Here is a 26,743-nt window from a genome sequence, read left to right on the forward strand (position 1 = left end):
TCGTCGGCTGCCGGAGTGGGTACGTCACGCGCGATGTCAACGCCGAAGGAGAGCGACATGCCTGTGACCGACAAGCGAGCCCTGGTAGTTACCACCGACTTCGGAGTGGAGGAGGCCGAGCTGGTCTCGCCGACCAAGGACCTGCGTGACGCCGGTGTCGACGTGACGGTCGCATCCAGCACCGGCAAGACGATCCAGACCGTCAACGGGGACAAGGAATGGGCCTCGACGGTCGAGCCGGACAGTCCGCTGGAGGGGCTCCGCGCCGAGGACTACGACATCGTGATCATCCCCGGCGGGACGGTGAACGCCGACACCCTGCGCGGCAACGAACAACTGCAGGAGTTGCTCCGGGAAACGGCCAGCGCCCAGAAGCCGATCGCGGCGATCTGCCACGGACCGTGGACCTTGATCGATGCCGGGCTGGCGCGCGGCAAGACCCTCACCTCGTACCCGAGTCTGCGCCTGGACCTGATCAACGCCGGCGCAACCTGGGAAGATCAGCAGCTGCAGCGCTGTACGGCCAACGGCTGGGTGCTGCTCACCTCCCGCAACCCGGGCGACCTGGACGCCTTCAACGCGGCCATCATCGACGAACTCGGCTGACCGGAGCGGCCGGTGCGGCGGTGCTGCCTCGGACGACCAACTCCGGGGTCGGCGCCTGCACGGTGACGGGTTTGCGCTGAGCCATCGACTCGATCAACGTACGAGCGACGATCGAACCGAATTCGAAGGTGTCTCGATGCAGCGCGGTCAGCGGCGGATGGGTGAGTCGCGTCAGCGGCGAATCGTCGAACGACACCAGCGACATCTCTTCAGGCACGGCGATTCCGGACTCCTGCAACGCCGCCAGACCGGCCAGCGCCATCACGTCGCTGTCGTAGATCACTGCGGTGGCGCCGAAGTCTCCGGCCAGCAACTTCCGGGTCAGATCCGACGACTGATGATCGGAATAGTCGGTGGCCAGCGAGCGCGTCCACTCCAGGTCTCCGCGACGCCGCGCATTGCGCAGCACCCGGATCCGTCGTTGGGTGTGCAGGTAGGACGCGGTGCCGCAGACATGGGCGATCCGACGATGTCCCAACCCCACAAGGTGATCCAGGCAGCTGCGCATCGCCGCGGTGTCGTCGGCCCAGACACTGCTGAGTCCTCCGGCGGTCTCCGGTTCGCCGATCACCACCCCGGGCAGTTCAAGATCATTCAGCGCGGCTGTTCGCGGGTCGTCCGGGGTCGGATCCATCAGCACGAATCCGTCCACCCGGCGCTCGAGCCACCAGCGGCGATAGCTGGCGAGCTCCTCCTCGACCGAGCCGACGATGAAGGTCTGCAGGCTGATGCCATGCTCGGCCAGTTCCGCCGACAGGCCGGAGCTGAGCTGGGCGTAGAACGGTTCGACGCCGAGGGTCCGCATCGGCCGGTTGACGATCATGCCGACCGACTCCGCACGCGACTGACGCAGCGACCGGGCCGCATGGTGCGGATGCCAGCCGAGATCGTCGGCTGCCTTCTTGATCCGCTCTCTGGTCTGTTCGCTGACCCCCGGGGATCCGTTCAAGGCAAAGGAAACAGCGCCCTTGGACACGCCAGCACGATCAGCGACATCGGCGATCGTCGGTCGCCGGGCCCGGCCCTTCTGCATCTCTGGAACTGTATCGGTTTATCACCGGTCCCATTCCGGAATCGACACACCCACCGGATATCGAGCCGGTCGGTCGCCCGGTACGGCTCGATGACCAGATTGTCATCGGCGCTCGTACGGCCTCCAGACGGAACGGTTCCAGACGTCGGCCGGGATCCGGTCGAGTACGTCGCACATCAGGTCGAGCCGAGGTTGCAGCATGGCCGCCTCGAAAGCGCCGCCCTGGTAGGAGAACATGTCCGGTCCGGCCAGCCGCCAATCCCAGGCACCGGTCGACTTCAACAACTCGACCAGTCCGGGCTGCAGCAGCCAACGACCGAAGTTCTCGTCGTCGCATTGATCTTGAACGTGTTGTCGAAGTCGTCATCGCCGGTGTTGATCCGATGGAAGCCGAACGCCTCGGCGACCTTGCCGCCGAAGGCGCCTTCCGCACCGACACTGAACTCCGGCACAGCGGCCGGCAGCGACACCACCACGACCATGAAGTTGTGCGTGTGGGTGGTGGTGGTCTTGCCGTTGTAGGACGAACTGGTGTAGCTGTACTGGAAGCTGCAGAAGGCCCGGTTGCGATGGTGGCCGAGGATGATGTTGTTCGCTCGGCCGCCTCGTTCGAAGGGCTTGCCCTGCCAGCGCTTTGCGTACGAGTTGTCCTCGGCCAGGAACTGCCAACCACGGCTCGCGGCCAGCTTGCCGAACTCGTCCTCGCGCTTCTCCTTGGCGCGCTGGCCGACCATCCAGGCGACCACCGCGAACGCGACGATCACCATCATCAAGATCACCATGACCGTGGCGAAGCCGCCCATGTCCACCTCCCGTTTGCTGCCCGCAGACTATCCGGCGCACCGGTCAGCAAAGACACTTCGAGCCCGGAAGCTGCACAGCTCCCGGGCCCGAGGCGAATCGTGCGGTACTACTTCAAGCTGCCTGCAGTGACCGATCCCTGCAGTTGCCGCTGGAAGATGATGTAGACGATCAACACCGGGACGATGGTGATGATCACTGCGGCGAACAACATGCCAAAGTCGGTGCGGTAGCCCGCCTGCGAGGCGAACGATGCGATCGCCTGCGCCAGCACCCAGTTGCTGCGGGTCGTGTTCAACGCGACCGGCAACAGGTACTGATTCCACAGGCCGAGGAAGTTGAAGATCGCCACCGAGGCCATCCCCGGCCGCGCCATCGGCAGCATCACCAGGAAGAACGTCTTCCACTCACCCGCTCCGTCGATCGCAGCCGCCTCGCCGATCTCGTACGGCAGCGTCCGGAAGAACGCGTACAGGAAGAAAACGGTGAACGGCAACGCGAACGCCACGTAGGTCAGGGTCAAGCCCGGCAAGGTGTTGAGCAGGCCGAAGTTCTTCAACACGAAGAACAGCGGCACGATCGCCAGGAACGCCGGGAAGGTCAGACCGGCGAGCATCAGATAGTAGATCACCCGCCGACCGGGGAACTGGAATCGCGCCAGCACGTAGGAACACATCGCGCCCAAGATCATCACCACGGCCACTCCGACACCGACGACGATCACGGTGTTGAGGAAGGCACGTCCGATGCCGGCCTGCTGCCAGGCATGGGCGTAATTGATCCACTGGGGCGTCGCCGGCAGATGGAACGGCGAGGCGAAGATCTCCGACGACGTCTTGAACGAGGACAGCAGCGTCCACAACATCGGGACCAGGACAACGATGGTCCACAAGATCAACACCGCATGGGCGACCGTTGCTGTCGCACGCTCGCCGGGAGTGTCCTTCGCCTTGCGGTCCGGCGCCGGCGCAACGGTCGGCTCGGCAACGGTTTGGGTAGCGGTCATCGGCCGGTGTCCTTGTCTGCGCCGGTCAGCCGGTTGACGGTGAACACCAGGGCGGCGAACGCCAGCGTCACGATGGCCAGCGCAACCCCCATGGCGGTCGCGTAGCCGAACTTGCCCTGGGTGAACGCGGTCCGGAAGAGCAGCTGCCCCATCACCAGCGTCGAGTTGTCGGGGCCGCCGGCCGGGTTCAACGCCTGCATGAACACGAAGCCGTCCAACGCGGCGATGCCGAGATAGATGTACGCGGTCTGCACGTTGTCCCTGATCAGCGGCAGGGTGAGGTGGATCGCTGTCGAGAAACGACCGGCACCGTCGAGGCGCATCGCCTCGTAGTACTGCGGATCGATGCCGCGGATGGCGGCGATGAAGAGCACCATGTAGAAACCGATGCCACCCCAGGCCATCGCGAAGATCGAGGCGGCCATGGCCGTACGTTCATCCCCGAGCCAGGGGTAGGACTCGAAACGATCGAACCCGAGCCCGGTCAGGATTCCGTTCAGCAAACCGGCACTGGGGTCGTAGATCTGAGCCCAGATCAGGCCGATCACAATCCCCGGGATGACGTACGGAAAGAACGACACCACCCGATAGAGGCCGGAGTTGCGCAGGCCGCGCACCTGCCCGCGGCTGCTGCCGGCGACCGTCACCAGCGAGGCGAAGATCAACGCGACCACCAGGGTGAAGATCGGCAACGCGATCAACAAGATGACGTTGTTGCGCAACGCACGCAGGAAGAGATCGTCGCTGAGCAATGCCCGGAAGTTCCGCAGCCCGACGAAGTTCATCGTGCTGCTGAAGCCGCTCCAGTCGGTCAGGGAGTAGTAGATCGACTGGGCGAACGGCGAGATGACGAAGACCAGATAGATCACCAGGGGCACGCCGAGGAAGACGGCCATGAAGGAGATCTTGTCCAGCGTCCAGCGGCCGCGGCGCCGCCGCCGGGCCGGGGTGCCCGGCGGCGCGACCTGTGTCGGAGCAGTCACTTGGCCTCGGTCTTCTTGATCGAGCTGTCGTTCGCGATCTTGTCCATGATCTTCTGCAGACCATCCGTCAGGCCCTTGACATCGATCTTGCCGGACAGGAAGTCGTTCCAGACCACCAGCTGGTCGGTGTTCATGCCGTAGGTGCCGATCGTGGTGAACCGGAAGATGTTGCTGCCGGCGTCATCGAGCATCTTGATCTGCGACTTGAGCGCGGTCGAACCGAACGCGTCCTCGGGCAGCGTGTCTTTGACGATCGTCGGCGCGAGCTTGGTCTTGGCGAAGTTGGCAGCCGCATCCTTGGACAGCATCGCTCGCAGGATTTCCTTGCCACCGGCGGGATTCTTCGAGTTCGACGGCACGATGAACGGCTCACCCGCGGTGCTGTAGATGGCCTCGTACGGCATCTTGCCGTTGCTGGAGACGTCGGGCACCGGAGCGCCGGTCATCTCGAAGCCCTTCTTGGTCTGGTCCTTCATCTCGTTCTCGATCCAGGCACCGGACGGGTAGAGGATGGCGGCCTGGTCGTTGCTCCATTGGGCTTGAGCGGCGGTGAACTGGGTGCCGGCGCCGCCGGGCTTGAAGTAGCCCTTCTTGATGCAGGTCTCCATCGCTTGGAAGACCTTCTGAATGGCGGGATGAGACCACGACTTCGGCTTCAGATTCTCCAGCGGCAGCCGGAAGTCGTCGCCGGCCTCCTTGGTGGCCGACTGCATCGCGAGGGTCTGGTAGTAGGTGGCGGCTTCCTTGCCCCACACGAACAGGTACTTGTTCTTCGCCTTCGCCTTGGCGCCGAGCGCGACCACCTCGTCCCACGTCTTCGGCACGGTCCAGCCGTTGTCCCGGAAGAGGGAGGCCGAGTACCAGATGCCGTACAGCGACAGGACGTAGTTCAGCTCGAGCAGCTTGCCACCGAAGGTGCCCGACTCGACAGCGCCCGCGTACAGGGTGTCGCTGATCTTCTTGCCCTCGTAGTTGTTGGCGTTGACCAGGTCGGTGAGGTCTGCGAGTTGATCTTGAATCGAGTTGAACGTCATCGCACCGGCGCCGGAGTTGTCGATCAGGTCCGGCGGATCGCCGCCGGCGAAGCGGGGCTGCAACTCCTGGGAGATCTGCGTCGACGGCGACACCTTCGGCGTGACGTTGGGGAACTTCGCCTTCACCTTGTCGGCGGCGAACTGTACGTAGTCGTATCCGTAACCACCGTTGAAGATCACCGCGTCGATGGTGGAGTCCTTGGCGAGGCCGAACGGATTGTCGGCGCTCTTGGCGCCGGTGCTCTGCTTGGCGCCGGCGTTGTCGTTACCGCCGCCGGTTGCGCAGCCGGCCAGAGCGCCGCCGAATGGCACCACTGCGGCCGCCGCCAACGACCCTCTCAGGAGAGTCCGTCGCCCCAGCTTCTTCGTCTCGGTCATTCGGTTCCGCCTCTTTCTGATAGATCCCGACGTCGTCGTCCGGGAGCCGATCACGCTGCGCTGTGCCTTCGCACTCGATGACTACAAGTGATCGAATCCGTCCCAAACGGACAGTTCCGCACAGCATAAACATGACTTGGCCGGGCTGTGGGAAATTTCTCCCAGTCGTTACATTCCCGCGCCGATGGCGATCCGCGGGACACATTGTGCCCCCGATCGGACGAGCGCGACGCAACCGCGCCGGTTCCAGGTCCGCCGGTCACCGCAGCGAACGTTTCAACGCGGCAAGGCGGGCCGGACGAACGTCTCCGGACGAGGGCCAACAGGGCTCCCGCGCACCGGCGACGCTGCCGCGCAGGTCGGAACTTCCGCGGGAGCGCCGTACGTGAGCGGGAAGCGGTCCGGCGTCGGCCGATCCGCCCGGATCTTCCTCAACCGCGGGTTTGGTCCGACGGGAGGTACGGCAACCGGTCGGTTGCCCAACCCCAGTCGATCCGTTCCTGTTCGAGACGTACGGAGTCGGCCAGTCGGTCGGTGACCAGATCTTCGTAGAGCAAGGACTCTTCGTCGGTGAGTCGATCCAACTGGGCATTGGTGGGCGTCGGGTCTCGGACCCAACGGTCGCGGTGGGCGAGCAGGGTGACGCGGTCCATCAGGAACGATCTCGTCTGCGGCAGCCAGGCGCGGAGCTGATGCAGGATGGCGAAGCCGTGGCTGTCCAGGTCGCCCCAGTAGTGCACGTCGGCGTCGCTGAGCCAGCCCAGCCGCCCGGCGCGATCCACCTCGAATCCCTTGCCCCACAGCACAATACCGTTGTCGGGGATCGGCACGCTGAGGAAGGTGATCTCGTTCTCGATGATCACCGCGGTGCGTACGTCGGCCGGCAACCTGGCCAACTCGTCGAGTCGGAACGTCGCCTCGGTGATCATGGTCGGCAGCCCCAGCGGGCCCGGGTCGAACCGCAGCCGGATCAACTCGGGCCGGCTGCGCAATCCCAAGCCGGCAAGGAAACCCGTCGCACTGCGGCTGACCCCGACCAGTTGGGCGAGCAAGGCGCGGTGGTGTTCGATGAACTTGGTGTCGACACCCTGGGCGGTGACCTGGCGCAGATACAGGCCCGAGTCCCGGGACTCGGTCAACCAGCGGTAGGCCGACAGCAACTGCTCCCACTCGTCGGCCACCGCCAACGCGCGCAGGGGATTCGTCGCCGCCCAGTCGCGCACCGCCGGCAACTCGGCGCTGTGGTGCAGCAACTCCCGAAACCGACCGACCTCGGCCACGACGCCGAGCAGTTGCCAGGCCTGCTCGGCGGTGTTGATCTCGGCCCGCAGTGGAATCTGGTTGCGTCCGACGTGGCGGCCGCCGATGCCGCCGTAGATCAACTCGTAGCGTTGACCGCCCCGACTGCCCCGCTCCAGCGCGTCGATCCAGCCTCGTACCGCGTCAAGATCATCACCGATGTCGGCCGCCTTCGGACCACGCAACGGCAGATCGATCGGCTCGAACTCCCCGCCACGGGCCAAGATTGCCAGCAGCTCGCCACTGTCCCACCGGCGTAGCACCTTGGTCTTGAGGTCGGTCGGAGACGTCCATCCTGATCGCGATTTCATGATCACGCCACCCGTATGATCAAGTACCTGCTGCTGATGATCATGACCCCTCGGTGATCACGCCGAGGGTCCCCGGTGGGCCCGGAATTCCTCGATGGTGAGCATCCGCAGCCGGGAGTAGTTGCCGTCCGGGTTGTCCACGAAGCCGATGGTCTGCACGTACGGTTCGATCACGTGCACCTTCTGCAGCGGCGTCACGATCAGCAGTTGGAGGCCGAGCTTGTTGAACAGATCCAGGGCGTAGCGGGTGGAGGCGTCCGAGCCACGGCCGAACGCTTCGTCGATCACCGCGAAGCGGAAGTCGCGGGCCTTGTCCACGCCCCACTCCAGGCCGAACTGGTAGGCCAGCGAGGCGGCCAGGATGGTGTAGGCGAGCTTCTCCTTCTGGCCGCCGGACTTGCCGTCGGAGTCGCTGTAGTGCTCCCACTCGGCGTCGGTCGTGCTGTCACGTTCGGAGGCGGAGAAGGTGAACCAGTTGCGGACGTCGGTGACCCGCCGGGTCCACGCCTTGTCGGCGTCGGCGTGTGAGTCGCGGCCGCGGAAGCGCTCGATCAGCTGCTGCACCTGATTGAACCGCTGCTCGGAGTAGCGTTCCTCGTCCGGGCCGAGTACGTCGTCGGTGGCCGCACGCAGATCGGTCCGGAAGGCCTGCACCTCCTGATTGTTGGTGCGTTCGGCGACCAGCATGATGTAGCGGCCCGGGTTGTACGGGATCGCGCCGAGCGCCTCGTTGATCCGCTCCACCCGGGCGCCGATCTCCTCGGACTTGCGTCGCAGCCAGTTGTTGAAGCCGGCCAGCTCGCGGATCGTGTTGGTGTTCAGCTGCCGCTTGAACTCGTCCTCGAACGCCGGCAGGTCGTCGTTGGCCACCCGCTCGGCGAAGGCGCAGTAGTCCCGCCGTGCTTCGACGTCGACGTCCATCTCCGAGGACGCTTCCGGCCAGCGCTGGTGGAATTCGTTCATCGACTCCAGCAGGTTCTTGCTGAAGCCGGCCAGCGACTTGTTGAGCTTGTCGATGTCATCCTGCAACGCGTCCTTCAACCGGGCGGCGGTTCGCTCGCAGGCGTCCGGGTCGGAGGGCAGGTCGTTGCCGAGACGTTCGGCCAGGCCGGGATAGGACTGGCGGGCACGTTCGCGAAGCTCGGCCGGCAGGTCGGCCAGGAAGTCCTCCTCGGCTTCCCGTGCCGCGGTGGCTCGGTCGATCCGGTCGCCGAGCACGCCGATCTTGACCCGGGTCCGCTGCAGCCGGTTCTCGGCCTCGCTGAGCCTGACGGCCAGCGCCGCCAACAGCCGTTCGATCTCCTCCAGTCGGGTCGAGCCGGCCAGCAGCCGATCGCGCTCCTGCCGTGCGTTCGCCGCCTCGGCGGCGCTGTCCTCCCAGGCGAAGTCGGTCCACGGGGCACTGAGCTGGCCGGCGAGTTGGCGCAGCTCACCCAGACGGTCGGTGAGCCGGGTGCGTTCGGCGGCCAATTCATCACGCCGCTCGGTCAGCGCGAGGCTGTCGGCCTGCAGCCCGAGCAGCTGTTCGGTCAGCGCCTCGATCTTGCGCTCGTTGGCCCAGCCGAGCACCCAGGTGCGTGGGTCGTCGACCCGGCTGCGGTCGTCCTTCTCGTGCCGATCCCGGGAGCGGACCTGGCCCTGCCGGGTCACCGCGTACGACGCGGTGCGGAACTCCTCGATCGTGTCCGCACACCGGTAGCCCGCCCGCCGGACCAGCTGGGCGCGCAGGTAGTCCTCGAAGTCACCCGGCGCGACCTCCAGGGTGTCGGCCAGCATCAACCCGTCGGCCTGCTCACCCCGGACGCGAACCTGGCGCGGCGCGACCAGCTCGTACACCAATCGCAGGCCACGCTCCCGGCCGTCGTCGCGGCGGAAGCTCAGCCGATGACCGTTCACCCAGTCCGAGACGGCGGGGTAGTGCTGCTGCGGCACCAACAGCGACAGCGCGAAACCGCGCAGCACCCGCTCGGCGGCACCCCGCCAGGGCTGATACTCCTCGGCGACGTCGATCAGCTCTCCGGCGAACGGCAACGTCCCGGTGGTCAGCCCGAGCTCGGCACACAACTGCTCCCGGATCGCGAGCTGTTCGGCCGGCAGGTTGGTGCGTCGACCGGCCAAACTCTCCAGCTCCGTACGGAGTTCGGCGCCCTGCCGGTCGAGCTCGCGGCGCCGTACCTCGAGATCGGCCAGCTCGCCGTCCAATTCGGGCCGGCGGATCTGCAGCGGTTGCTGCTCCGCGGCGATCCGGTCCGCCAGCCGCGCGTAGCCGTCCCGGTCGTCGACCGGCGAGAGCCCGGCGGCCGCCACTTGCCGATCGAGTCCGTCGCGGCGCGCCGTGCGGGTTGCCGTCGCGGCCTCGGCGTCGGTGATCAGCCGTTCCAATTCGCCGAGTCGGTCACCGCCGGCCCCGCGACGTTCGTCCCGAAGTTGATCTTGCTGCTGCTGCAGGGATTGCCGCTGCGACTGCTCGGTCTCGGCGCGACGTTCCAGTTGGCCCCGTTCACCGAGCGCGGTGTCGATCTGTTCGGTCAGCAGGTCGCGGCGCAACTCGGCGAAGTAGCAGCGGGACGCGTCGCGCTGCTGCTCCAACCCGGTCCGCCGCTGCTGCGCCTCGTCGTAGCGCCGAGCGGTCGCGGCCAGCGGCTCGAGCACGGCGAGCTGTTCGCGCGCCCGACGCACCGCTTCGTGGGCCTTGGTCAGATCCTCGAAGTGGTTGATCACCGCGTTGATCCGGTCGGTCGCGTCGACCGGCTCCAGCATGTGCGAGCGGACGAACTCGTTGAGATTGCCGACCGACTTCATCGACACCGTCTGGCCGAACAGCTCCAGCGCCTGATCGGACTTGATGCCGAGCATCTTGCGCAGCTGCCGGGAGTAGTCGGGATAGGTGGTGCTGATCGCCGCGCCGGCCGAGCGGAGCCGGCGGCGGAGATCGTTGAGGTTGGTGCCGAAGTCGGTGAAGTCGGCGTCGATGCTGAGCTGCTTGTCGGAAGTGACGAAGAACCGGTCCGGCTGGCCGGCCCGCGGATCCTTCTGATGGAACACCTGAGCCAGCGTGACGGTCTCGCCGTAACCGTCGTTGATGAAGACGCCCAAGATCACCGAGTACGACGTGTGGTCGCGCAGACCGACGGCTCGGGTGTTGCCGGTGCTCTCGACGCGTTCGGACTTGTAGTGGCCGAGAACGTAACTGCGCAACGTGCGTTCGCGGGTCTCCGCTCCCGCCGCCTTGTTGTACGCGATCCGGTGCGCGGGCAGCAGCAGGGTGGTCAGCGCGTCGACCAGGGTCGACTTGCCACTGCCGATGTCGCCGGTGAGCAGCCCGGTGTCGCCGGCCGGGGAGAGCCGCCAGATCCGTCGGTCGAAGGTGCCCCAGTTGAACACCTCCAACTGATGCAGCCGGAAGCCGGCCTTGGACGCGGTCAGCTCACCGGGGCCGAAGAGCCCCGGCGCCGCGTCGAAGCCGGGCTCACCGTCGCCTCGATCGCTGCTGAAACTCGGCTGATCAGTCATCACCACCACCGGAGTTGAGGCTGTCGGCGTACTCGGACAGTTTGCCGGCGAAGTCGGCCATCGTCGCCGCATCGACGTAGGCCTTGAGGATCCGGCGGACCTCCCAGTGGTTGGGCTGGCCGCGGAGCTGGCGGATGAAGCCGAGCTCGGCGACCTGTTTGATCGTGGTGTCGATCTTCTCGATCACCCGGGCCTCGTTGGTGCTGTCGCCGAGAAAGACGCGCAGTATCTCCACCAGTTGATCGCGGCTGAGCACCAGCTTGCCCTCGTGCCCGCTGGTCTCGAACTCGACCAAGCGTTTGCGCAGCAGCACCAGCAGCAGACTGACGTTGAAGGTGAGACTGCGACGCTTCACCAGCCGGGGCAGCTGTTCGGCCTCGTCATCCACGGATTCGCTGCGCAGGAAGGCATATCCCTCGGTGTCGTCGATGATCACGTCGACGCCGATGGCAGCGAAATGATCACGCACCGCGGCACCGTGGCGTTGCAGGGTGAGCCAGCTGTCCTCGTCGGTCTCGCGATAGACGACGCCGCGCATCAGGTCGATGGTCGCCGTACTGACGGCTTGCTCGGTTGCGGTTCTCATCGTCGACTCACCGTCGCTCGTGGCAGGCGGACCCGTTTGCCGGCGCCGAGATGATCATGGAAATCGATCAGGCTCTCCCCGCTCTCGTCCAGCTCGACGGCAAGATCATCTTCGTTCAGCGCCAGGTAGCCGACGATCTCGGCGATGCCCCGCTCGACCGGGTAGAGCTCGACCAGGTCACTGAGCAGCACCGAGCCGCGTTCGGGAACGGTGGCACGGATGTTGTCCGCCAGCCGGGCTTGATCGACGAACGCCTGGGTGAAGAGCGCGGACGTGTCGACCTCGACCTCGTCGGCCGGCGCGGCGAGACTGTCCACGCTGGCGGCCGGGCGGGCGTCGTACAGCGGGCGCTCGAACGGCAGATTGATCGGCACTCCGGGAAGATCAACTTCGAGGCCGAGGGTGGGCGGGCCGTCGCGGACCTGCAGCGCTGCCCCCTCGATCTGTCGGACCAGGTCGAGCACTCGCCGATTCTCCAACCACACTTGATCATCCAGGAATCGGCGCAGCTGCTCGGAGATCTGCCGGACGGTCTGTTGGGTGCGTTCGGCCGCTTCGGACCAGTCGTGGTGAATCGTTCGAAGTCGGCGGTCGGCGTCGACCGCGGCCAGCCGTTGCACGGTGGTCAGCAGCTCGTTCAACTCGTCCTGCCGATCGTCGGAGAGCAGGAAGTCGTAGAACGCTTGGAAGCTCGCGCCCTGATCGGAGCTGCTGATGTCGGCCCGGCTGGACACCAGTTCGGCCAGCAGCGCACCCTTGGAACCGGTCCAGGAGGCGATCCGTTCGCGCGCGGCGCGGTCGAGGCCGCGGAAATTCTCCTCCACCTCGCGGAAGTCCGACAGCAGCTCGCGGGCGGTGCCGGCGAACTGCTGATAGCGATCCCGGATCGCGGTGTCGCTGAGCAGGTCGACCTCGCCGGCCTCGGCGGCGGCGATCTGCCGGTCGATCTCGTCGCGTTGCTGCTGCAGGACTTCCAAGCGGGCTTGCGGATCCTGCTCGGTCCCGTACGCGATCTGGCGGAGCAGGTCGACCACCGTGTGCAGCCGGGACTCGGTGCCGACGAAGGCGCGTTGCCGCAGACCGCTGACCCAGCTGTAGGCCCGCTCCAGCGCGGGCGTGGCGTCGTAGTGGACCTCGTCGGAGTCGGCCGGATAGAAGCGGCGCAGCCAGCCCGACTCGGGTTGGGACCAGTCGTAGAGATAGTCCTCGGCCGTCTTGGCGAAGCGCGACTCGTCGTCTCCGGTTCGGAGCAAGCTCAACTGATCTTCCAGCGCGTCGGCCAGCCGACCCGCCGGGGTGGCGCCGTTGTTCTGCTCGACGAAGTGGCCGCCGAGGAAGGACAAGATCAACGGCGCGTTCTGCGCACGCAGCAGCCGCCACGTGGGGTGCCGCTCCTGCAGCGCCGCGATCGTCTCGAAGTCCACGGCGTACACCCTAGGGAGCTGGTCCGACATTGTGGCAAACCGGGCAGGCCGGTGTCGCGATCGCTTGCGCGGCTTCGGCTGCCGGCACCACGAGGGGCGGAACTTCATTCCGTCCTGGGACCGAACGGAGAGTGGTAAGAAGGTCGGGTCGGATCGCCCGAACGGACCGATATCTGGGGGTTGAGCCAATCCAGCCCGACGTTCTTACCACTCATGCTCGGCAGTCAGACGGCTGCTATGCGGCGGGCGGCATCGTCCAGCGCTGTCGCCAGGTCGTCCGTCTCGGTCAGCACATGCCGAGGACGCTTCGTGGGCATGCGGCCGAAGGTAACACCGAGCTTCTGGTGTGACACTGCACCTGCTGCCGGCTTTGCGGGCACCCAGCTGCCCGCGTGATCACCGCCCGGTTCCGCCGGCCGCCAGTGATCCGTGAGTCGGTTGGCAATCTCGCTCTGCTTCGACTTCACTGGGCGGATGGCAGTCAGAGAGAACCCGCCGAGCCCGTTCGAACGCCCGCGACTGGTCGCCGTCGATGGTGAGAGACGCGACGATCCGGAGTTGGAAACCGGCGGTGCCGATGAACTGCTGGCCGACCTGGATCAGGCGTTGGCCGACGATCATCCGCTGGCGCTGCTGGCGTTGGCCAGCACGATGACAGAGGCGTTGGCGCCGAGCCGCGACGCCGTACTGGAGCGGATCTTGCCTCAATCGGACACCGACCGCGAGCGGTCCGAGCTCCCCGGCTTGCCCGACCTGCTCTCGATGTTCATCGAGTCGGGTCAGCAACAGACCCAGGCACTCGCGTATGCGATCTCGCGGCTGCAGGACGATGAGCTGTTGCGTACCCGGGTGGATCGGCGGCTGGGACCGGCGATGGATCGTCTGCCGGGGTGGTTGCAGGAACTGGACAGGGCGGAGCCGATCGCGACGTTGCAAGCGCTCGATCCGGTGCTGGCTGGGGTCAACCTCGCGATCGGCGTCCGGTTCGCGACCGGCCAGCAGATCACCGTGGTCGGATTTGTCGACTTAGATCTTGGTGGGCCGCTCACCGACGCCTTCGTGCTGGATGTGGCGGCGGAGGAATACCTGGCGAAGTGGGAAGAGTTCGCTGCAGAGGCGGAGCAGTTGCCGATCGCGCCGGCCGATCTTCGAGCCAGACTCGAAGCGGCGCTCGACATCACCGATCACACCGTGCCGCCGTACGAGACGGACAGCTGGCCGCAGTGCCGGGCGCTGCTGCACTGGGCGATCAGGATGCTTCCCGAGGGCGGCGAGGAGTTTGCGGACCGGGCGCCGTCCGACCGTGAGATCGAGTCGATGGTGACCGGGTTCCTGAACTCCGCCGAGGCGGGAGAGCTGGCCGATGATCCCGACACCGGCCCGTTGGCCGATGCGTTGCTTGACAATCGCAGCCCGTACAACGATCCGTTGTTGTGGAGCACCAAGGCGGTGCAGATCTTCCTCGGTGAGTTCGCGGTCGAGCGCTTCATGGCACCGACCGACTTCTTGATCAAGTTCGCCGACGTGCTGCCGGCCTTGATCAGATACGGGCATCGAGTCCGTGGGGTGAGCCAGGGGCTGACCGACGACGCGTTGCGGGCTGTACGGGAGATCACGCCCCAGTTCCGTGCCGAGATCCAGCGACGTCGTACCGGCACCGCGATGTCAGCGCGCGGAATTGCCGAGCTGTTGGCCGCCCAGGGCCTGAACCAGTTCGATTTTGACCTTGGCGACCGGTTCGCCGACGGCTCGGATTTCCACGCCCGGATTGCCGATTCCATGATCAACAACCTGGCGATCAAGGTGGGCGGGGAGGAGCTGTTGGAGGAGGTCGACGTCGTCGCGTTGCCGGACGAACCGCTCTCGCTGGATGGCATCGACGAGACGATCGCCGATCGGGTGCTCGAGGCTGGCCAGCACATCGACGAAGCCTGCAATGCCCTGCTGGAACAGGAAATGCGGACCGCGGCACGTCGGATCCTGCACGACGTGGCGGTGAATGATCCAACGATCTTCAGCCGGCGCGGCCGGATGGACACCGCGGCCGCAGCGATCTGCTGGATCACCTTGATCAACAACTGCGGCAACCCCATGTTGCACCAGACCCAGATTCCGATCAAGGAGCTGCGCAACCACTTCGGCGGCGGCACGCCGAGCCAGCGGGCGAAGCCGATGCTGGAAGCGCTCGGCCTGCCGCCGTCGCAGGGCAGTCCTTTTGATCTCGGTGACCTTCGCTACCTGACCTCGTCCACCCGTCGAGAGATCGTGCAGGCCCGGGAACGCTACTCTGCAAGGAGAAGCGGCCGTTGAGCGGTGACGCAGTCGTGGCTGATTCTGACGCCGGTGACGACCTCTGCGAGAGGTCAACGGAGCAGGAGGCGCAGGACAATCTGCGCCTGGTGCTGCTGATGTGTGCAGCCGGTGAGCTGCGATGCAGCCAGAAGACCAAGCGCCCGACCGCGGCCACGGTGCGGACTGTGGGATGGCGGTTGGTGGGCGGCGACTTCTATGCCGAGGATCCGATCGCGGCGTTCAGCTGGCCGTTGTTGATCATGGCGGGCGGTCTGGCGAGACTCAACGGATCCCACCTGGTGCTGACAGCGAAGGGCCGGGTGGCGTTGAATGCCCCGCCCTTCGAGGTGTTGCGCGGACTATGGCAGCGCTGGATCAGCCACGGCCTGATCGACGAGTTCAGTCGGGTTGATCAGATCAAGGGCCAGCGGTCGGCGAATGTGCTGACTGCTGTGAAACCGCGCCGCGAGGTGGTGGCCCGTGCGGTAGGCAGGCTGCCACCGGGTGAATGGGTGACGGTGGACTCGCTGTTTGCCCGGATGCGGCGGGGGAGGCTGAGTCCGCAGATCACCCGTTCCGATCGTGCGCTGTTCAAGCTGCACGTCGGCCATCCCGAGTACGACAGTTTCGGATACAGCGATGTGAACAGCTGGGTGCTGGCCGAGGGTCGTTACACCCTCGCGGTGCTGTTCGAGTACGCCGCAACCCTGGGTCTGATCGACATCTCGTACACCTCCCCGATCGGTGCGCGACAGGACTGGCCGGACTATTGGTGCGCAGGGGAGTTGGAGTCGCTGAGCCGCTACGACGGGTTGACGTCCGTACGACTCAACGGGCTCGGCAGCTGCATTGTCAGCAACGACGAGGCTTAGCGGGGTCACAGCCGCGCCGAAAACCGTGCTCGGTCAGAGCATCGTGGCGTATTTATGACGCGTTGATGTGCGGTAGGCGCGTTGCGCGGGTTCAGGCTAATCTCAGCGCATGAGCATGCAACCGATGTCCTGGGGTGGCCCCGCAGGGCCCAATCTCGTGTCCATCGGGAATATCCATGCAACCACTCACCACGTCATGACCCCGGCGGGGACCTGGCCGATTGCCGACATCAACGTGACCAGCATTGATCAAACCTCGACTACCTCGCGTACCCCCACCTGGGCGATCGTTCTGGCGGTCGTCCTCGTCTGGTTCTTCCTGCTCAGCTTGCTGTTTCTGTTGGTCCGAGAAACGCGAGTCCAAGGCTTCATCTCGGTCACGGTGACGACAATCCAGGGACGGTCGTACACCGAGCAGGTGCCCGTGATTGATCCACTCGGCCGGGCCGATGTGTTCAACCGCGTGACCTATCTGCAGAGCCTGATCGGGCAGGAACGATTCCGACTGGGTCGCTGAGCATCCGGTCAGCCATCACAGATCAGTAGCTGCGAAGCCGTTCGACCACACGATCCGCGGGGAAGTGACTGAGCAGCAGCGCGAGCAGAATGCGAGCCTGGGTGTTCGGCAACCGGACCGGGACGGCGCCCGCCTTGATCGCGTCGACCGCGCCACCGCCGCCGTAGATCGGCGCGACCGGACCGAACGGCACCCGCGTCGACAAGGCCACGACGGTGCCCGCTGCGGTCGCGTCCCGGACTGCGTCGACATTGTCGCGATTGAGGTTGCCGGCACCGGTGCCGGCCAGCACGATGCCGCCGATTCGCTGCTCTACAAGGTGATTCAGCAGCTCCGGAGTTGCGCCGGGATAGAGCGTGAGCAATTCGACTCGGGTGCCGTCGAAGGCCGGCTCCGGGTGCGGCAGGGGTACATTCCGGACCGGTCGGGCATGTAGGCGTAGTTCGTCCTGGGTGAGTTCGCCGATCGGGCCCGTCGGGTCCGCGGCGTAGGGCTGCGGTTGAAGGGTGTGCACCTTGCGCAGGCCGCGGGTGGGAAGGACCTGACCGGCGAAGAAGATCAACACACCAAGTCCACGCGACTGCGGATCTGCGGCCACACTGATCGCTCCGGCCAGATTGCGCTGACCGTCGGTGCCCGACTGATCGGGAGCGACCTGAGCCCCAGTGAGAACGACCGGCCGATCGTCGTTGTGGATCAGGTCGAGCAGCACGGCGGTCTCCTCGATCGTGTCGGTCCCGTGCGTGATCACGATCCCGTCGACATCGCCGCGGGCCAGTTGATCTCGTACGCCATCGGCGATGGTACGAAGATCACGAAAACTCAGGTTGAACGAGTTCTGCCGGAGCAGGTCAACCGCCTCGACCGTTATCCCTGCCCTGGTTGAGGTTCCGCCAAGGAGCGTATCGGCGGAATCGCTGGCAACCGAAGCGCCGTCGGACCCGGCGCGTGAGGCGATGGTCCCGCCCGTGGCGAGGACAACGATGTGCGGCATTGCGGTCCCTCCGCCTTTAGTTGGACGGATCGAGCTCGGTTTGATCTTGCCACGACTGGGTCGCAGCCCGCAGCGCCTACTCGCGGGCCTGGGAAGCGATCCGACCTTGCCGGTTGCCGCGGGAGACCTGCGATGACGGCGACTCCATCCGAGGTGCTGCGGCGGCGTCCCGCGACGGTCGCGTCTGCTCAAGCCGCTGCTGTCACCTGCCATCCGATGCCTGACGCGCCGGCACACTTCTTGCCTGTCGAGAGCGAGCACGGCCCCGCGGCGTTGATCGGCTTGGTTGTCGGCGCGTCATGCATCTGGACGAATCCTCCGTGGGATCAAGGGCATGCTTCCCAAGAGCGTGGTCGAAAGTTAGGTTGATTTGGAGCAGTCTGGTCAGACTTACCCGAGAAGGGATTTGATCATGGTTCGCATGTTCGGCCACCATCCATGGACGGTCGGCGATCTCGTCGCTGGCGTGGACCGCGGATCTGTCCGACTGCCGGACATCCAGCGCCCATTCGTGTGGCCGAACGCGAAGGTTCGTGACCTCATCGATTCAATGTATCGGGGTTACCCGGTCGGAGAATTGATGTTTTGGACCAACCGAGATTCTGCACACACCCGGCCCATCGGGGCTGAGGTGAAGACTCAAGATGCCTCTTATCAAGTCGTCGACGGACAGCAGCGGCTGACCAGCCTGTACGCGGCGATCAAGGGTCTGCAGGTCTGGCGAGAGGACTACTCTCGCGAGCTCATATCGATCGGATTCAACCCGCTTACCGGAAGATTCGAGGTCCCCACTCCGATCGTTCGCAGGTCGGTGGAGTGGATACCTGACCTTAAGTCCGTGTTCGACGATCCGATCAACGCTCGTTACGACTACCTGAAGCGGCTCCGCAGTGACCAGGCGCGGACGGTTGATATGGAGGTCGAGCGCGCGGCGGAGATCGCGATCACGCGCCTCTATCAGTTGCTCAGCTATGAATTCCAGGTTGTGCAGGTCAAGGAGGACGTTGATCGGGAAGTGGTCGCCGACATCTTCGTTCGCATCAACTCCGAGGGGGTCAACCTGTCGTCTGCAGACTTCATACTCACTTGGTTGAGCGTGTTCTGGGAGGAGGGGCGAGCGCAACTCGAGAAGTGGGCTCGCAACTCGCGGTTCACACCGCGTGAGGTAACCACGATCGACCGCGAACACGAACCCCAAGCTCCAAAGTGCAGTTGGACGCCGAGCAATCCATTCATGACCTTTCACCCTGGCCAGATCCTCAGGGTTGCCATCGCTGTTGGTCTGAACCGGGCGCGCTTAGCCGATGCGTACAACGCGCTGCGCGGCCGCGATCCGCGTACCCGGACGATTCATCCGGAGCGCCGCGACATCGAGCTAACCAAGTTGAAGGACGGTCAGGCCCAGTCGTTGAATCCGTTGCACTGGGACGAGTTCCTGAAGGTCATGGAGCGAGCAGGATTCCGCAACAAGTCGATGATCACATCGACGTCCACCATCCTCTACACCTATGCACTGTGGCTGATCGGGAGAAATCGCTTCGGCGTGCCAGTCGACGAGTTGCGGGAGGTGATGGCCCGTTGGTTCTTCATGTCCCAAGTCACTGGCCGTTACACCTCCTCGCCTGAAACCCGCATGCAGGAGGATCTGAATCGCCTCGACGGCCAGGCAGAGACGTCGGCCGAGTTCACGAAGACTCTTACCTCGCAGATCGAGGCCGCGCTGCCCGCCGACTGGTGGGCCGTTACCCTGCCCGACGCCCTGGACACCTCGTCGGTGAAATCGCCTGCTTGGGTTGCCTACGTCGCCGCACTCAACATTCTGGACGCTGACGTTCTGCTGGCCACGAGCAAGGTGAAGGACTGGATCAATCCCAACCGCACGACGGTGAAGGGCATCGAGAAGCACCACCTATTTCCGAAGGCGTACCTCAGAGACCAGCTTGGACTCCGCTCCGTTCGCAAGATCAACCAGGTCGCGAACTTCGCGCTCGTGGAGTGGTCCGACAACATCGCGATCAGCGACGATCCGCCGAACAAGTACTGGCCAGCGGAGGTTGCCGCCAAGAACCTGGACGAGAACCGCCGGTGGCGGCAGGAACAGTGGCATGCACTACCTGTCGACTGGACGATGCTGGGGTACGAAGAGTTCGTGAACCAGCGCCGCAACCTCATTGCGGCTGTCACCTACGAGGGTTTCAAGCGGCTGACCGACGCGAATTACGAGCCGGACCTCAGTCGGCCGGACGCAGATACCGATGGTGGTTTGAATCCGCTGCTGCTGCCGACCCTCGAAAACCTCGTGACTGCGGGCTGGCTTCCGGCAGGGACGCTACTTGAGCCGGTGGACGATGCGAGTAGCAACACTGCCGAAATCACGGAAGACGCTTACATCAAGGTTGGTGATCACACCTGTGAGACGGTCGACATCGCCGCCAGGGAGGACAATGTCGATGTCGAATCGGGTTGGGACTACTGGCGGGCCCGTCTCGACACCGAAGATGAGCCCATCCTGCTGTCTGAGCTCCGGATCCGGGCGGCGCACGCAGGGATCACGACGGCTCCTGCCGACTAGAGTCGCCACCGGATGACCGCAAGTTCAGCTTCGCTGACCAGCATGTGACCCGCGGTGATCGCGATTCGCGCGATCTGCTGCGAGGTCATGCTTCCTCAGTTGGAGGGTACGCCGGTGACGGTTCGGCGCGCTGTCGATTGTGCATGATGTAGGCCGATCGCCCGGCGTACCCCCGACGGGCCGGGCGATCGGCTGCACGCTCCGGGTTGGCACAGAGCGCGCGCTCGGGAGGCGTCTTATGCGACGCCCTTGGTGGCATCGACGGCCGCGACAGCAGCCTCCGAGTGCGGCGCACCGGCAAGAGCAGTCAGGGCGTCGTCGAGCAGCCGGTGAATTGTGGTGTTGATCTTGGTGCACTCGCTTTCGATCTTGCCGGCGTTCTTCTGGATGGTGCCGGCGATCTTCTTCACCGTGTCGATCTTGACCAGCTCCTCGATCGCGTCGGCGATCTTCTCCTCGGCGGTCTCGATCTCCGCACTGCCGGTACGGATCGACGCCGCGATCGCCGTCGTGCGCAGCAGCATCACTGCGGTGCGCAGGAGTTCGGCGTCGTCCTCGGCGGGATCGAACGCCATCACCACCCGGCGCGGACCGAGGATCCGAATGCTCTGATCGCAGTTCTGCTCCCGGGTCCGTACGATCCCCAGTGCCGCCTGCGCACCCCGATTGCGCTCGGCCTCATCGAAGTAGCCGACCCACCCCTTGCGGTCGGAGTCGGTGACCTCGATCACCACCTGCGCGGATCCGCCGTCGACATTCAGCACACCGTCGCCCTTCTTGCTCCGCGGCACCAGCCCCACGGTCTTGGTCGTGTCGGCGTACTCGTCGCCGAGGCCGGTCGCGATCTGCTGCATCAGCGCGTGGATCTGGGCCTCAAAGTTGTTCCCCTTGATCGGCGTGACGCTGGCCAGCGTCGTACGCGCCTCCTGCACCTTGAGCGCGGTCACCAGTGCCTCGACCTTTTCTGCGAGTGCGCGATGGTTCTTGTCCATCTGCTCGGCGACCTTTGACTGCTCGCTCGTGATGGCGGCGATGTGCTTGGCCATCGGAGACGTCGGATCGGACGGATCGAACTGACGAGCCGCCTTCTCGATCAGCTTGTTGGTGCTGTCCTGGGTCCTTTCGTTGAGCCCGGTTCCGAACCGTTCGAGCAGCACCTGCAGCTGACTGGCGAGCTCCGGGTGATCGCCGCCGATCAGCCTGTGCAGCTCCGCGGCAAATTCCTTCTTGGCAACGTCCACGGCCCGCGTGAACTCCTTGCGCTGAGTCTCCTCGGCGTCGGCGAACGCCTTGCGCGACGCCTCGGTCGCCTTCGTCACGGCCTCGCTCGCATCCTTCACCACGCGCTCGGTCAGTTCGGTTGCGCGGTCGGTGGCCCGTACGGTCTTGTCCTCGACCTCCTTGAGCAGCTGCTCGAACGCGCGGGCATCGGTGGCCTGACCGGTCACGGCGAGTGCATACGCGCCGAGCTTCAGCGCTTCGACGGCGAACGCGGTCAGATCGGCCGCGGCCAGTGTCTCGTTGTCCTCGACGATGCGGTCGCGGACGCCCGTCGTCCAGCGGCAGGCCTCGCGAGCGATCGCCTCATCGGAGACGGTGAGGTGTTCGATGACGACGGCGCGGAGTTCGTCGTCGAAGTGTGCATTCTGCGTCATGGCTCCTCCTTCGAGCGGATGTCGCCGCGCCGGACGACGCGGAGTTGCGTCAAACACTGCGACCTGAGTGTGCGGATGTCGATGCAGATCTCTGATAAGGGGGATTATCAGTTAGAGCCGCTACACAGCTACCGGCGCTTGACGTAACGTTCTGAAGGACGCACCTCGGAGAGGAGGATGATCGTGACTTCACAGATCGCAACGCTGACCCTGCAGGACATCGCCACGCTGGCGAAGGTCCGTCGGCCGGTCGTGTCGATGTGGCGACGGCGTCCCTCCGTACGGGGCCAGAAGTTCGACTTCCCCGCTGCCATCACGACCATCGGCGGCGTCGAGCACTTCGACCGTGACCAGGTGGTCGGCTGGCTGCAGGCCACGGGGCGCGGCAACAACACCGAAACACACCTCGACGCGAGCGCGCTCGCCGTTCCTGATGACGCGGATCCGGAGCACTTGATCACCTTGCTCTGCCTGCACGCTCTGAGCCAGCAGCAGCTCGCCGGCCGATCTCACGAGGACCTGATCGCGCTGGCCGAGGAGGCCGATCCCGATGATCTGCTCCTGCTGACCGAGGTCCGAGGCCGCACCGCCTCGTCCGAGGAGCTTGAGTTCATCGACCAGCTGACCGAGGTCTCGTTCGGCCCGTCAGACGCGTTGGACCGGCTCGGCTCATCTCGACTCGCCCGACGTATTGGCACGGCGTCCTTCGTTGCTGGCAAGGAGGTGGACGCGGCGCTGGTACGGATCTTGCAGACCGTGGCCACGGCCGTACGGATCGAGCTGGAGGCGACGGCTCCGGGTCCATGCGCCATCGCTCCGCAGCTTGATCAGCACACCCTCCGTGAGTTGACCGAGGGCTTTGCCGGCGTCGTCGTCGACGATGATCACCAGGGCCGGAGGTATCGCAGGTACGCGGTGCTCCACGGTGCCGAGTTGGCCGAGCACCCGGCGGCGACGCTTCACGTGCTGTCCGTGATCGGTACGGAGCCGAGGGAATCCCTGCAACGGATCGACGAGTGCGTGCTGAGCCTGGGGCCCCATGACGCGGCGGTTATCGTCGGCGGCTCCTCTGTCACCTGCGAGGCGATGGTCGGCGACCTGGAGAGGCTGCGAGCTCAGACGCTGCGAGGCTCGGGACTTGCAGTGGCGCTGCGGTTGCCGCGCGGACTCCGCAAGGCGGCGCACCGACAGAGCCTTGGGCTGTGGGTGGTTCTCGGGGCCCCTCCCAGAGACAGCAACCCCGTGTTGCAGGTTGCCGATCTTGCCGGCGTGGACATTGATCACGGCGATCTGGCCTCGGACATCACAGCCGCGCTGTCCCACGTGCCGGGCCGGGCGTTCCGCTACACCCGGGCGACCCGGCTGGCGACCGCTCTGGCGGGCGGACCGGTCGTTCCGCCCGGAGTGCAGGCGATCCGGGCGATGAGTCGGCCGGAAGACGATCTTGATCGGGTCCGTTCGGCTTCGTTGGTCACCAGCGAGCCGATCCCGGGCTTCGACGTCGAGGTCGAACCGTCGCCGAACACCATCCGAGCGCGCCAGCGTACGCTGCGCGAGTTACAAGCAGGCGGCAAGATCAAATTCATCCGCGGCAGTCGGGTGACCAGGGATGGACACGATCCGCGAGGCACGGTCCGTGTACTGTCAGCCGACGGCAGCTACGAAGATCTCCGACTGGATCCGTTCGATGTAGCGCGGGCGTATCCCAAGATCAAATCGACCGAACCCGGCGACGTCGTCTTCCTGGAAAAGCCTCGCCCGCTGGCGCGAGTTGATCATGATGGCGGATCGCTGGTGCCGTCGCCGAATCGGATCCTTCGACTCACCGACGCGGCCACGATCGGGCCCGACACCTTGGCTGCCCTGATCAACGAAACGGCTCGGCCCGGCACCGAATGGCAGACCTGGATGGTGCCCGAGCTTGGCTCCTCCGAGGCTGACGCACTCGATCAAGCACTCCGTGGAGCCGCCACGCGGGCGGAACAGCTCCAGCGTCATCTCGACACCCTCCACGAACTCACCGCGAGCCTGATCCAAGCAACAGCCGCCGGGTCCGTCATGATCAAGCCCACCACGACAAGTCAGAAAGCAGGATGACGATGCCACCGCGTACGAAGAAGAAGGAGCCCCAGGCGCCTTCGACGATGAAGGAGCTCAAGGACACGTTGTGGAAGGCGGCCGACCGGCTCCGGGGCTCGCTGTCGGCCAACCAGTACAAGGACGTCATCCTCGGCCTGGTGTTCCTGAAGTACGTCTCGGACGCGTACGAGGAGCGGCGCGAGGCCATCCGGGCCGAGCTGCAGTCCGAATACGACGAAGATCAAATCGCCGACCTGATCGACGACCCGGAGGAGTATCAGGGCTACGGCGTGTTCGTTGTGCCGCCGGAGGCACGCTGGTCGTTCCTGGCCGAAAACGCCAAGGGAACATCAGGCACCGATGGACAGATCGAACAGAACATCGGCTCGCTGGTCGACCGCGCGATGGACGCGATCATGAACGCGAATGAGAATCTGCGCGGCACGTTGCCGCGGCTGTACAACCGGGACAACATCGATCAACGCCGGCTCGGCGAGCTGATCGATCTGTTCAACAGCGCGCGGTTCAGCCGGCAGGGCGAGCATCGGGCCCGCGATCTGATGGGCGAGGTTTACGAGTACTTCCTCGGCAACTTCGCTCGCGCGGAAGGTAAGCGGGGAGGCGAATTCTTCACCCCGCGCAGCGTGGTCCGGGTGTTGGTCGAAGTGCTGGAACCCAACAAGGGAAGGGTTTACGACCCGTGCTGTGGGTCAGGTGGCATGTTCGTGCAGACCGACGCGTTCATCCGCGAACACGACGGGGACCCGAAGGACATCGCGATCTACGGCCAGGAGTCGATCGAGGAGACCTGGCGGATGGCCAAGATGAACCTGGCCATCCACGGCATCGACAACAAGGGGCTCGGCTCGCGCTGGAATGACACGTTTGGCCGGGACATGCACGCCGATGTCGAGATGGACTTCGTGATGGCGAATCCGCCGTTCAACATCAAACACTGGACCAGGAGCGTTGAGGACCCGCGCTGGACCTTCGGCGTCCCGCCGGCCAACAACGCCAACTACGCGTGGATCCAGCACATCCTGTCCAAGCTCGCACCCGGCGGCACCGCAGGTGTGGTGATGGCGAACGGTTCGATGTCGTCGCAGTCCAACGGTGAGGGCGACATCCGCGCTCGCATTGTCGAGGCTGATCTTGTTTCCTGCATGGTCGCGCTGCCGACCCAGCTCTTCCGCAGCACCGGAATCCCGGTTTGCGTTTGGTTCTTCGCCAAGGACAAGACCGCGGGCAAGCAGGGGTCCATCGATCGATCCGGCCAGATGCTCTTCATCGACGCCCGCGAGCTGGGCTACATGGTCGACCGGGCCGAGCGCGCGCTGACCATGGAAGAGATCGTCAAGATCGGCGACACCTTCCACGCCTGGCGCGGATCCCCTTCTGCAGAAGCAAAAGACCTGCAGTACGAGGACGTGCCCGGCTTCTGCAAGTCGGCGACGCTGACAGAGATCAAGGACGCCGGCTATGCGCTGACTCCGGGTCGCTACGTCGGTGCGGCTGAAGCAGAGGACGACGGCGAACCGATCGACGCCAAGATCAACAGGCTCACCAAGGAGTTATTGGAAGCCTTTGACGAGTCGGCGCGGTTGGAGAAGGTCGTCCGCGAGCAGCTGGAGCGGGTCGATGGCTGAACTTATCGAATACACGCTTGGTGAGTTGACAATCAACTTTGACTCCGCACGGCGGCCGATCAAGTCGAGTGATCGGACCTCAGGGGAGACTCCGTACTACGGGGCGAGCGGCATCGTTGATTGGGTAGTTGGACACACCCACGACGGTGACTTCCTCCTTATATCCGAGGACGGTGAGAATCTCCGGTCACGGTCTGCCCCGATCGCATTCGAGACTCATGGCAAGGTGTGGGTCAACAACCACGCGCATGTGGTAGCCGGACGCAACCCGGCCGATACAAGATTGCTGCGGTACGCGCTGGCACAGACAGACATTGCCGGTTATCTGACGGGAAGTGCGCAGCCCAAGCTCAGCAAATCGGCAATGGAGTCAATACGACTTCGTCTTCCGACGTGTGACTCACGTCACGCCATCGCCGAAGTCCTGGGCGCCCTCGACGACAAGATCGCCGCCAACGACCGCACTGTTCGGGTGTTGGGGAACCTGTCGGCCGCGCTCCTTGAGGCGGAACTCTCCAAGGGCCAGAGGTCGGTTCCGCTTGGCGAGCTCGCAACGTTTCACAACCGGCGCCGTGTGCCGTTGTCCGGACGTGAACGCGAGTCACGCAACGGTACGGTTCCGTACTACGGCGCTGCAGGTCAGCTAGACACCGTAGACGAAGCCCTGTTCAATGAGCCGCTCTCGCTGGTTGGTGAAGATGGCACAGTCATGCGCGATGGCGGGCAGCCGGTCGTCCAATACATCTGGGGGCCAAGCTGGGTGAACAATCACGCCCATGTCCTGACAGGAAATGGGATCTCGACGGAGTTGCTCAGCATTCTTCTTCGTCGGCTGAACGTGGCTCATCTTGTGACTGGTGCCGTCCAACCGAAGTTGAGCATGGGCAATCTCAAGTCCCTCGAGGTCGCAGTGCCACGAGACCCGACCGCGATCGAGAGACGCGCACAAGCACATCTGGCAATGCACCGGGCAACTACGGACGAGAACACGATTCTCGCCCGGACCCGCGACGAGCTACTCCCGCTGCTGATGTCCGGCAAGGTCCGGGTCGGGTCGAAACAGGTCGACGCGCGTGACTTTATCGCCACGGACGGTGACCAACCGGTAGCGACAGAATAAGCTCGGGTAAGTCGTGAATAAG

20 protein-coding genes are annotated in these 26,743 nt (G+C 64.9%); 8 read left to right on the plus strand and 12 right to left on the minus strand.

Annotated features, from left to right (window positions below; all coding sequences use genetic code 11):
• Positions 1-57: 57 nt before the first annotated feature.
• Positions 58-606: a type 1 glutamine amidotransferase domain-containing protein gene (locus FOE78_RS02060; RefSeq protein WP_143984850.1), complete on the plus strand. Its 549-nt coding sequence runs from the start codon at positions 58-60 to the stop codon at positions 604-606.
• Here FOE78_RS02060 and FOE78_RS02065 read toward each other — a convergent pair.
• From FOE78_RS02065 to FOE78_RS02110, 10 genes are all read right to left on the minus strand, one after another.
• On the minus strand, positions 587-1,639 hold the full coding sequence (locus tag FOE78_RS02065; protein WP_143984851.1) for a LacI family DNA-binding transcriptional regulator: 1,053 nt from the start codon (positions 1,637-1,639) through the stop codon (positions 587-589). The two genes, FOE78_RS02060 and FOE78_RS02065, sit on opposite strands and share 20 nt — an antisense overlap.
• Positions 1,640-1,741: 102 nt before the next feature.
• Entirely contained in the window at positions 1,742-1,924 is a 183-nt protein-coding gene (locus tag FOE78_RS02070) for a hypothetical protein (protein WP_143984852.1), read from the minus strand.
• Positions 1,918-2,448, minus strand: a complete 531-nt coding sequence (locus tag FOE78_RS02075) for a hypothetical protein (RefSeq protein WP_143984853.1) — start codon at positions 2,446-2,448, stop codon at positions 1,918-1,920. Before FOE78_RS02075 ends, FOE78_RS02070 begins: the two co-directional genes overlap by 7 nt.
• Before the next feature lie 101 nt (positions 2,449-2,549).
• Entirely contained in the window at positions 2,550-3,446 is an 897-nt protein-coding gene (locus FOE78_RS02080; protein WP_143984854.1) for a carbohydrate ABC transporter permease, read from the minus strand.
• A complete protein-coding gene (locus FOE78_RS02085) occupies positions 3,443-4,429 on the minus strand; it encodes a carbohydrate ABC transporter permease (RefSeq protein WP_228266005.1) in 987 nt (328 codons plus the stop codon). Before FOE78_RS02085 ends, FOE78_RS02080 begins: the two co-directional genes overlap by 4 nt.
• The gene (ngcE, locus tag FOE78_RS02090; RefSeq protein ID WP_143984855.1) at positions 4,426-5,841 is read right to left on the minus strand and encodes an N-acetylglucosamine/diacetylchitobiose ABC transporter substrate-binding protein; all 1,416 of its coding nucleotides are present in this window, start codon (positions 5,839-5,841) and stop codon (positions 4,426-4,428) included. The genes FOE78_RS02085 and ngcE overlap by 4 nt, the downstream gene beginning before the upstream one ends.
• 431 nt (positions 5,842-6,272) lie before the next feature.
• On the minus strand, positions 6,273-7,451 hold the full coding sequence (locus FOE78_RS02095) for a Wadjet anti-phage system protein JetD domain-containing protein (protein WP_143988461.1): 1,179 nt from the start codon (positions 7,449-7,451) through the stop codon (positions 6,273-6,275).
• 57 nt (positions 7,452-7,508) lie between these two features.
• Positions 7,509-10,964: an ATP-binding protein gene (locus FOE78_RS02100; RefSeq protein ID WP_143984856.1), complete on the minus strand. Its 3,456-nt coding sequence runs from the start codon at positions 10,962-10,964 to the stop codon at positions 7,509-7,511.
• Positions 10,957-11,550 carry a DUF4194 domain-containing protein gene (locus FOE78_RS02105; RefSeq protein WP_143984857.1) on the minus strand — a complete coding sequence of 198 codons (594 nt, stop codon included), beginning with the start codon at positions 11,548-11,550 and terminating at the stop codon, positions 10,957-10,959. Before FOE78_RS02105 ends, FOE78_RS02100 begins: the two co-directional genes overlap by 8 nt.
• Positions 11,547-12,974 (minus strand): DUF3375 domain-containing protein, encoded by a 1,428-nt coding sequence (locus FOE78_RS02110; RefSeq protein ID WP_143984858.1) that lies wholly within the window; start codon positions 12,972-12,974, stop codon positions 11,547-11,549. Before FOE78_RS02110 ends, FOE78_RS02105 begins: the two co-directional genes overlap by 4 nt.
• Positions 12,975-13,448: 474 nt before the next feature.
• On the opposite strand from FOE78_RS02110, the gene FOE78_RS02115 reads away from it, so the two are divergent.
• The 3 genes from FOE78_RS02115 (at position 13,449) to FOE78_RS02125 (ending at position 16,655) form a co-directional block, all read left to right on the plus strand.
• The gene (locus FOE78_RS02115; protein ID WP_143984859.1) at positions 13,449-15,284 is read left to right on the plus strand and encodes a DUF6398 domain-containing protein; all 1,836 of its coding nucleotides are present in this window, start codon (positions 13,449-13,451) and stop codon (positions 15,282-15,284) included.
• A 14-nt stretch (positions 15,285-15,298) separates the two neighbouring features.
• Positions 15,299-16,138 (plus strand): hypothetical protein, encoded by an 840-nt coding sequence (locus FOE78_RS02120; protein ID WP_143984860.1) that lies wholly within the window; start codon positions 15,299-15,301, stop codon positions 16,136-16,138.
• A gap of 109 nt (positions 16,139-16,247) precedes the next feature.
• Positions 16,248-16,655, plus strand: a complete 408-nt coding sequence (locus FOE78_RS02125; RefSeq protein ID WP_143984861.1) for a hypothetical protein — start codon at positions 16,248-16,250, stop codon at positions 16,653-16,655.
• 22 nt (positions 16,656-16,677) lie between these two features.
• On the opposite strand, the gene FOE78_RS02130 is transcribed toward FOE78_RS02125, so the two are convergent.
• On the minus strand, positions 16,678-17,649 hold the full coding sequence (locus FOE78_RS02130) for an asparaginase (protein WP_143984862.1): 972 nt from the start codon (positions 17,647-17,649) through the stop codon (positions 16,678-16,680).
• Between the two features lie 412 nt (positions 17,650-18,061).
• Here FOE78_RS02130 and FOE78_RS02135 point away from each other — a divergent pair, with 412 nt between their 5' ends.
• Positions 18,062-20,221, plus strand: coding sequence for a GmrSD restriction endonuclease domain-containing protein (locus FOE78_RS02135; protein ID WP_143984863.1), 2,160 nt, complete (start codon positions 18,062-18,064; stop codon positions 20,219-20,221).
• A gap of 236 nt (positions 20,222-20,457) precedes the next feature.
• Here FOE78_RS02135 and FOE78_RS02140 read toward each other — a convergent pair whose 3' ends face one another.
• Positions 20,458-21,876: a Fis family transcriptional regulator gene (locus FOE78_RS02140; RefSeq protein WP_143984864.1), complete on the minus strand. Its 1,419-nt coding sequence runs from the start codon at positions 21,874-21,876 to the stop codon at positions 20,458-20,460.
• Between the two features lie 183 nt (positions 21,877-22,059).
• Here FOE78_RS02140 and FOE78_RS02145 point away from each other — a divergent pair, with 183 nt between their 5' ends.
• The 3 genes from FOE78_RS02145 to FOE78_RS02155 are packed head-to-tail and all read left to right on the plus strand — an operon-like array spanning position 22,060 to position 26,721.
• Positions 22,060-23,973 (plus strand): hypothetical protein, encoded by a 1,914-nt coding sequence (locus FOE78_RS02145; protein WP_143984865.1) that lies wholly within the window; start codon positions 22,060-22,062, stop codon positions 23,971-23,973.
• The gene (locus tag FOE78_RS02150; RefSeq protein ID WP_228266006.1) at positions 23,970-25,601 is read left to right on the plus strand and encodes a class I SAM-dependent DNA methyltransferase; all 1,632 of its coding nucleotides are present in this window, start codon (positions 23,970-23,972) and stop codon (positions 25,599-25,601) included. The genes FOE78_RS02145 and FOE78_RS02150 overlap by 4 nt, the downstream gene beginning before the upstream one ends.
• Positions 25,594-26,721 (plus strand): restriction endonuclease subunit S, encoded by a 1,128-nt coding sequence (locus FOE78_RS02155; protein ID WP_143984866.1) that lies wholly within the window; start codon positions 25,594-25,596, stop codon positions 26,719-26,721. The genes FOE78_RS02150 and FOE78_RS02155 overlap by 8 nt, the downstream gene beginning before the upstream one ends.
• Positions 26,722-26,743: the final 22 nt, after the last annotated feature.

The organism is Microlunatus elymi (genome assembly GCF_007362775.1).
Lineage (GTDB): Bacteria > Actinomycetota > Actinomycetes > Propionibacteriales > Propionibacteriaceae > Microlunatus > Microlunatus elymi.

Bases quoted from the DNA above. Each gene is read 5' to 3' on its own strand.
- FOE78_RS02060 (WP_143984850.1), top strand. From the start codon at position 58: ATGCCTGTGACCGACAAGCGAGCCCTGGTAGTTACCACCGACTTCGGA.
- FOE78_RS02065 (WP_143984851.1), bottom strand. From the start codon at position 1,639: ATGCAGAAGGGCCGGGCCCGGCGACCGACGATCGCCGATGTCGCTGAT.
- FOE78_RS02080 (WP_143984854.1), bottom strand. From the start codon at position 3,446: ATGACCGCTACCCAAACCGTTGCCGAGCCGACCGTTGCGCCGGCGCCG.
- ngcE (WP_143984855.1), bottom strand. From the start codon at position 5,841: ATGACCGAGACGAAGAAGCTGGGGCGACGGACTCTCCTGAGAGGGTCG.
- FOE78_RS02095 (WP_143988461.1), bottom strand. From the start codon at position 7,451: ATGAAATCGCGATCAGGATGGACGTCTCCGACCGACCTCAAGACCAAG.
- FOE78_RS02100 (WP_143984856.1), bottom strand. From the start codon at position 10,964: ATGACTGATCAGCCGAGTTTCAGCAGCGATCGAGGCGACGGTGAGCCC.
- FOE78_RS02105 (WP_143984857.1), bottom strand. From the start codon at position 11,550: ATGAGAACCGCAACCGAGCAAGCCGTCAGTACGGCGACCATCGACCTG.
- FOE78_RS02115 (WP_143984859.1), top strand. From the start codon at position 13,449: ATGGCAGTCAGAGAGAACCCGCCGAGCCCGTTCGAACGCCCGCGACTG.
- FOE78_RS02125 (WP_143984861.1), top strand. From the start codon at position 16,248: ATGAGCATGCAACCGATGTCCTGGGGTGGCCCCGCAGGGCCCAATCTC.
- FOE78_RS02130 (WP_143984862.1), bottom strand. From the start codon at position 17,649: ATGCCGCACATCGTTGTCCTCGCCACGGGCGGGACCATCGCCTCACGC.
- FOE78_RS02135 (WP_143984863.1), top strand. From the start codon at position 18,062: ATGGTTCGCATGTTCGGCCACCATCCATGGACGGTCGGCGATCTCGTC.
- FOE78_RS02140 (WP_143984864.1), bottom strand. From the start codon at position 21,876: ATGACGCAGAATGCACACTTCGACGACGAACTCCGCGCCGTCGTCATC.
- FOE78_RS02150 (WP_228266006.1), top strand. From the start codon at position 23,970: ATGACGATGCCACCGCGTACGAAGAAGAAGGAGCCCCAGGCGCCTTCG.
- FOE78_RS02155 (WP_143984866.1), top strand. From the start codon at position 25,594: ATGGCTGAACTTATCGAATACACGCTTGGTGAGTTGACAATCAACTTT.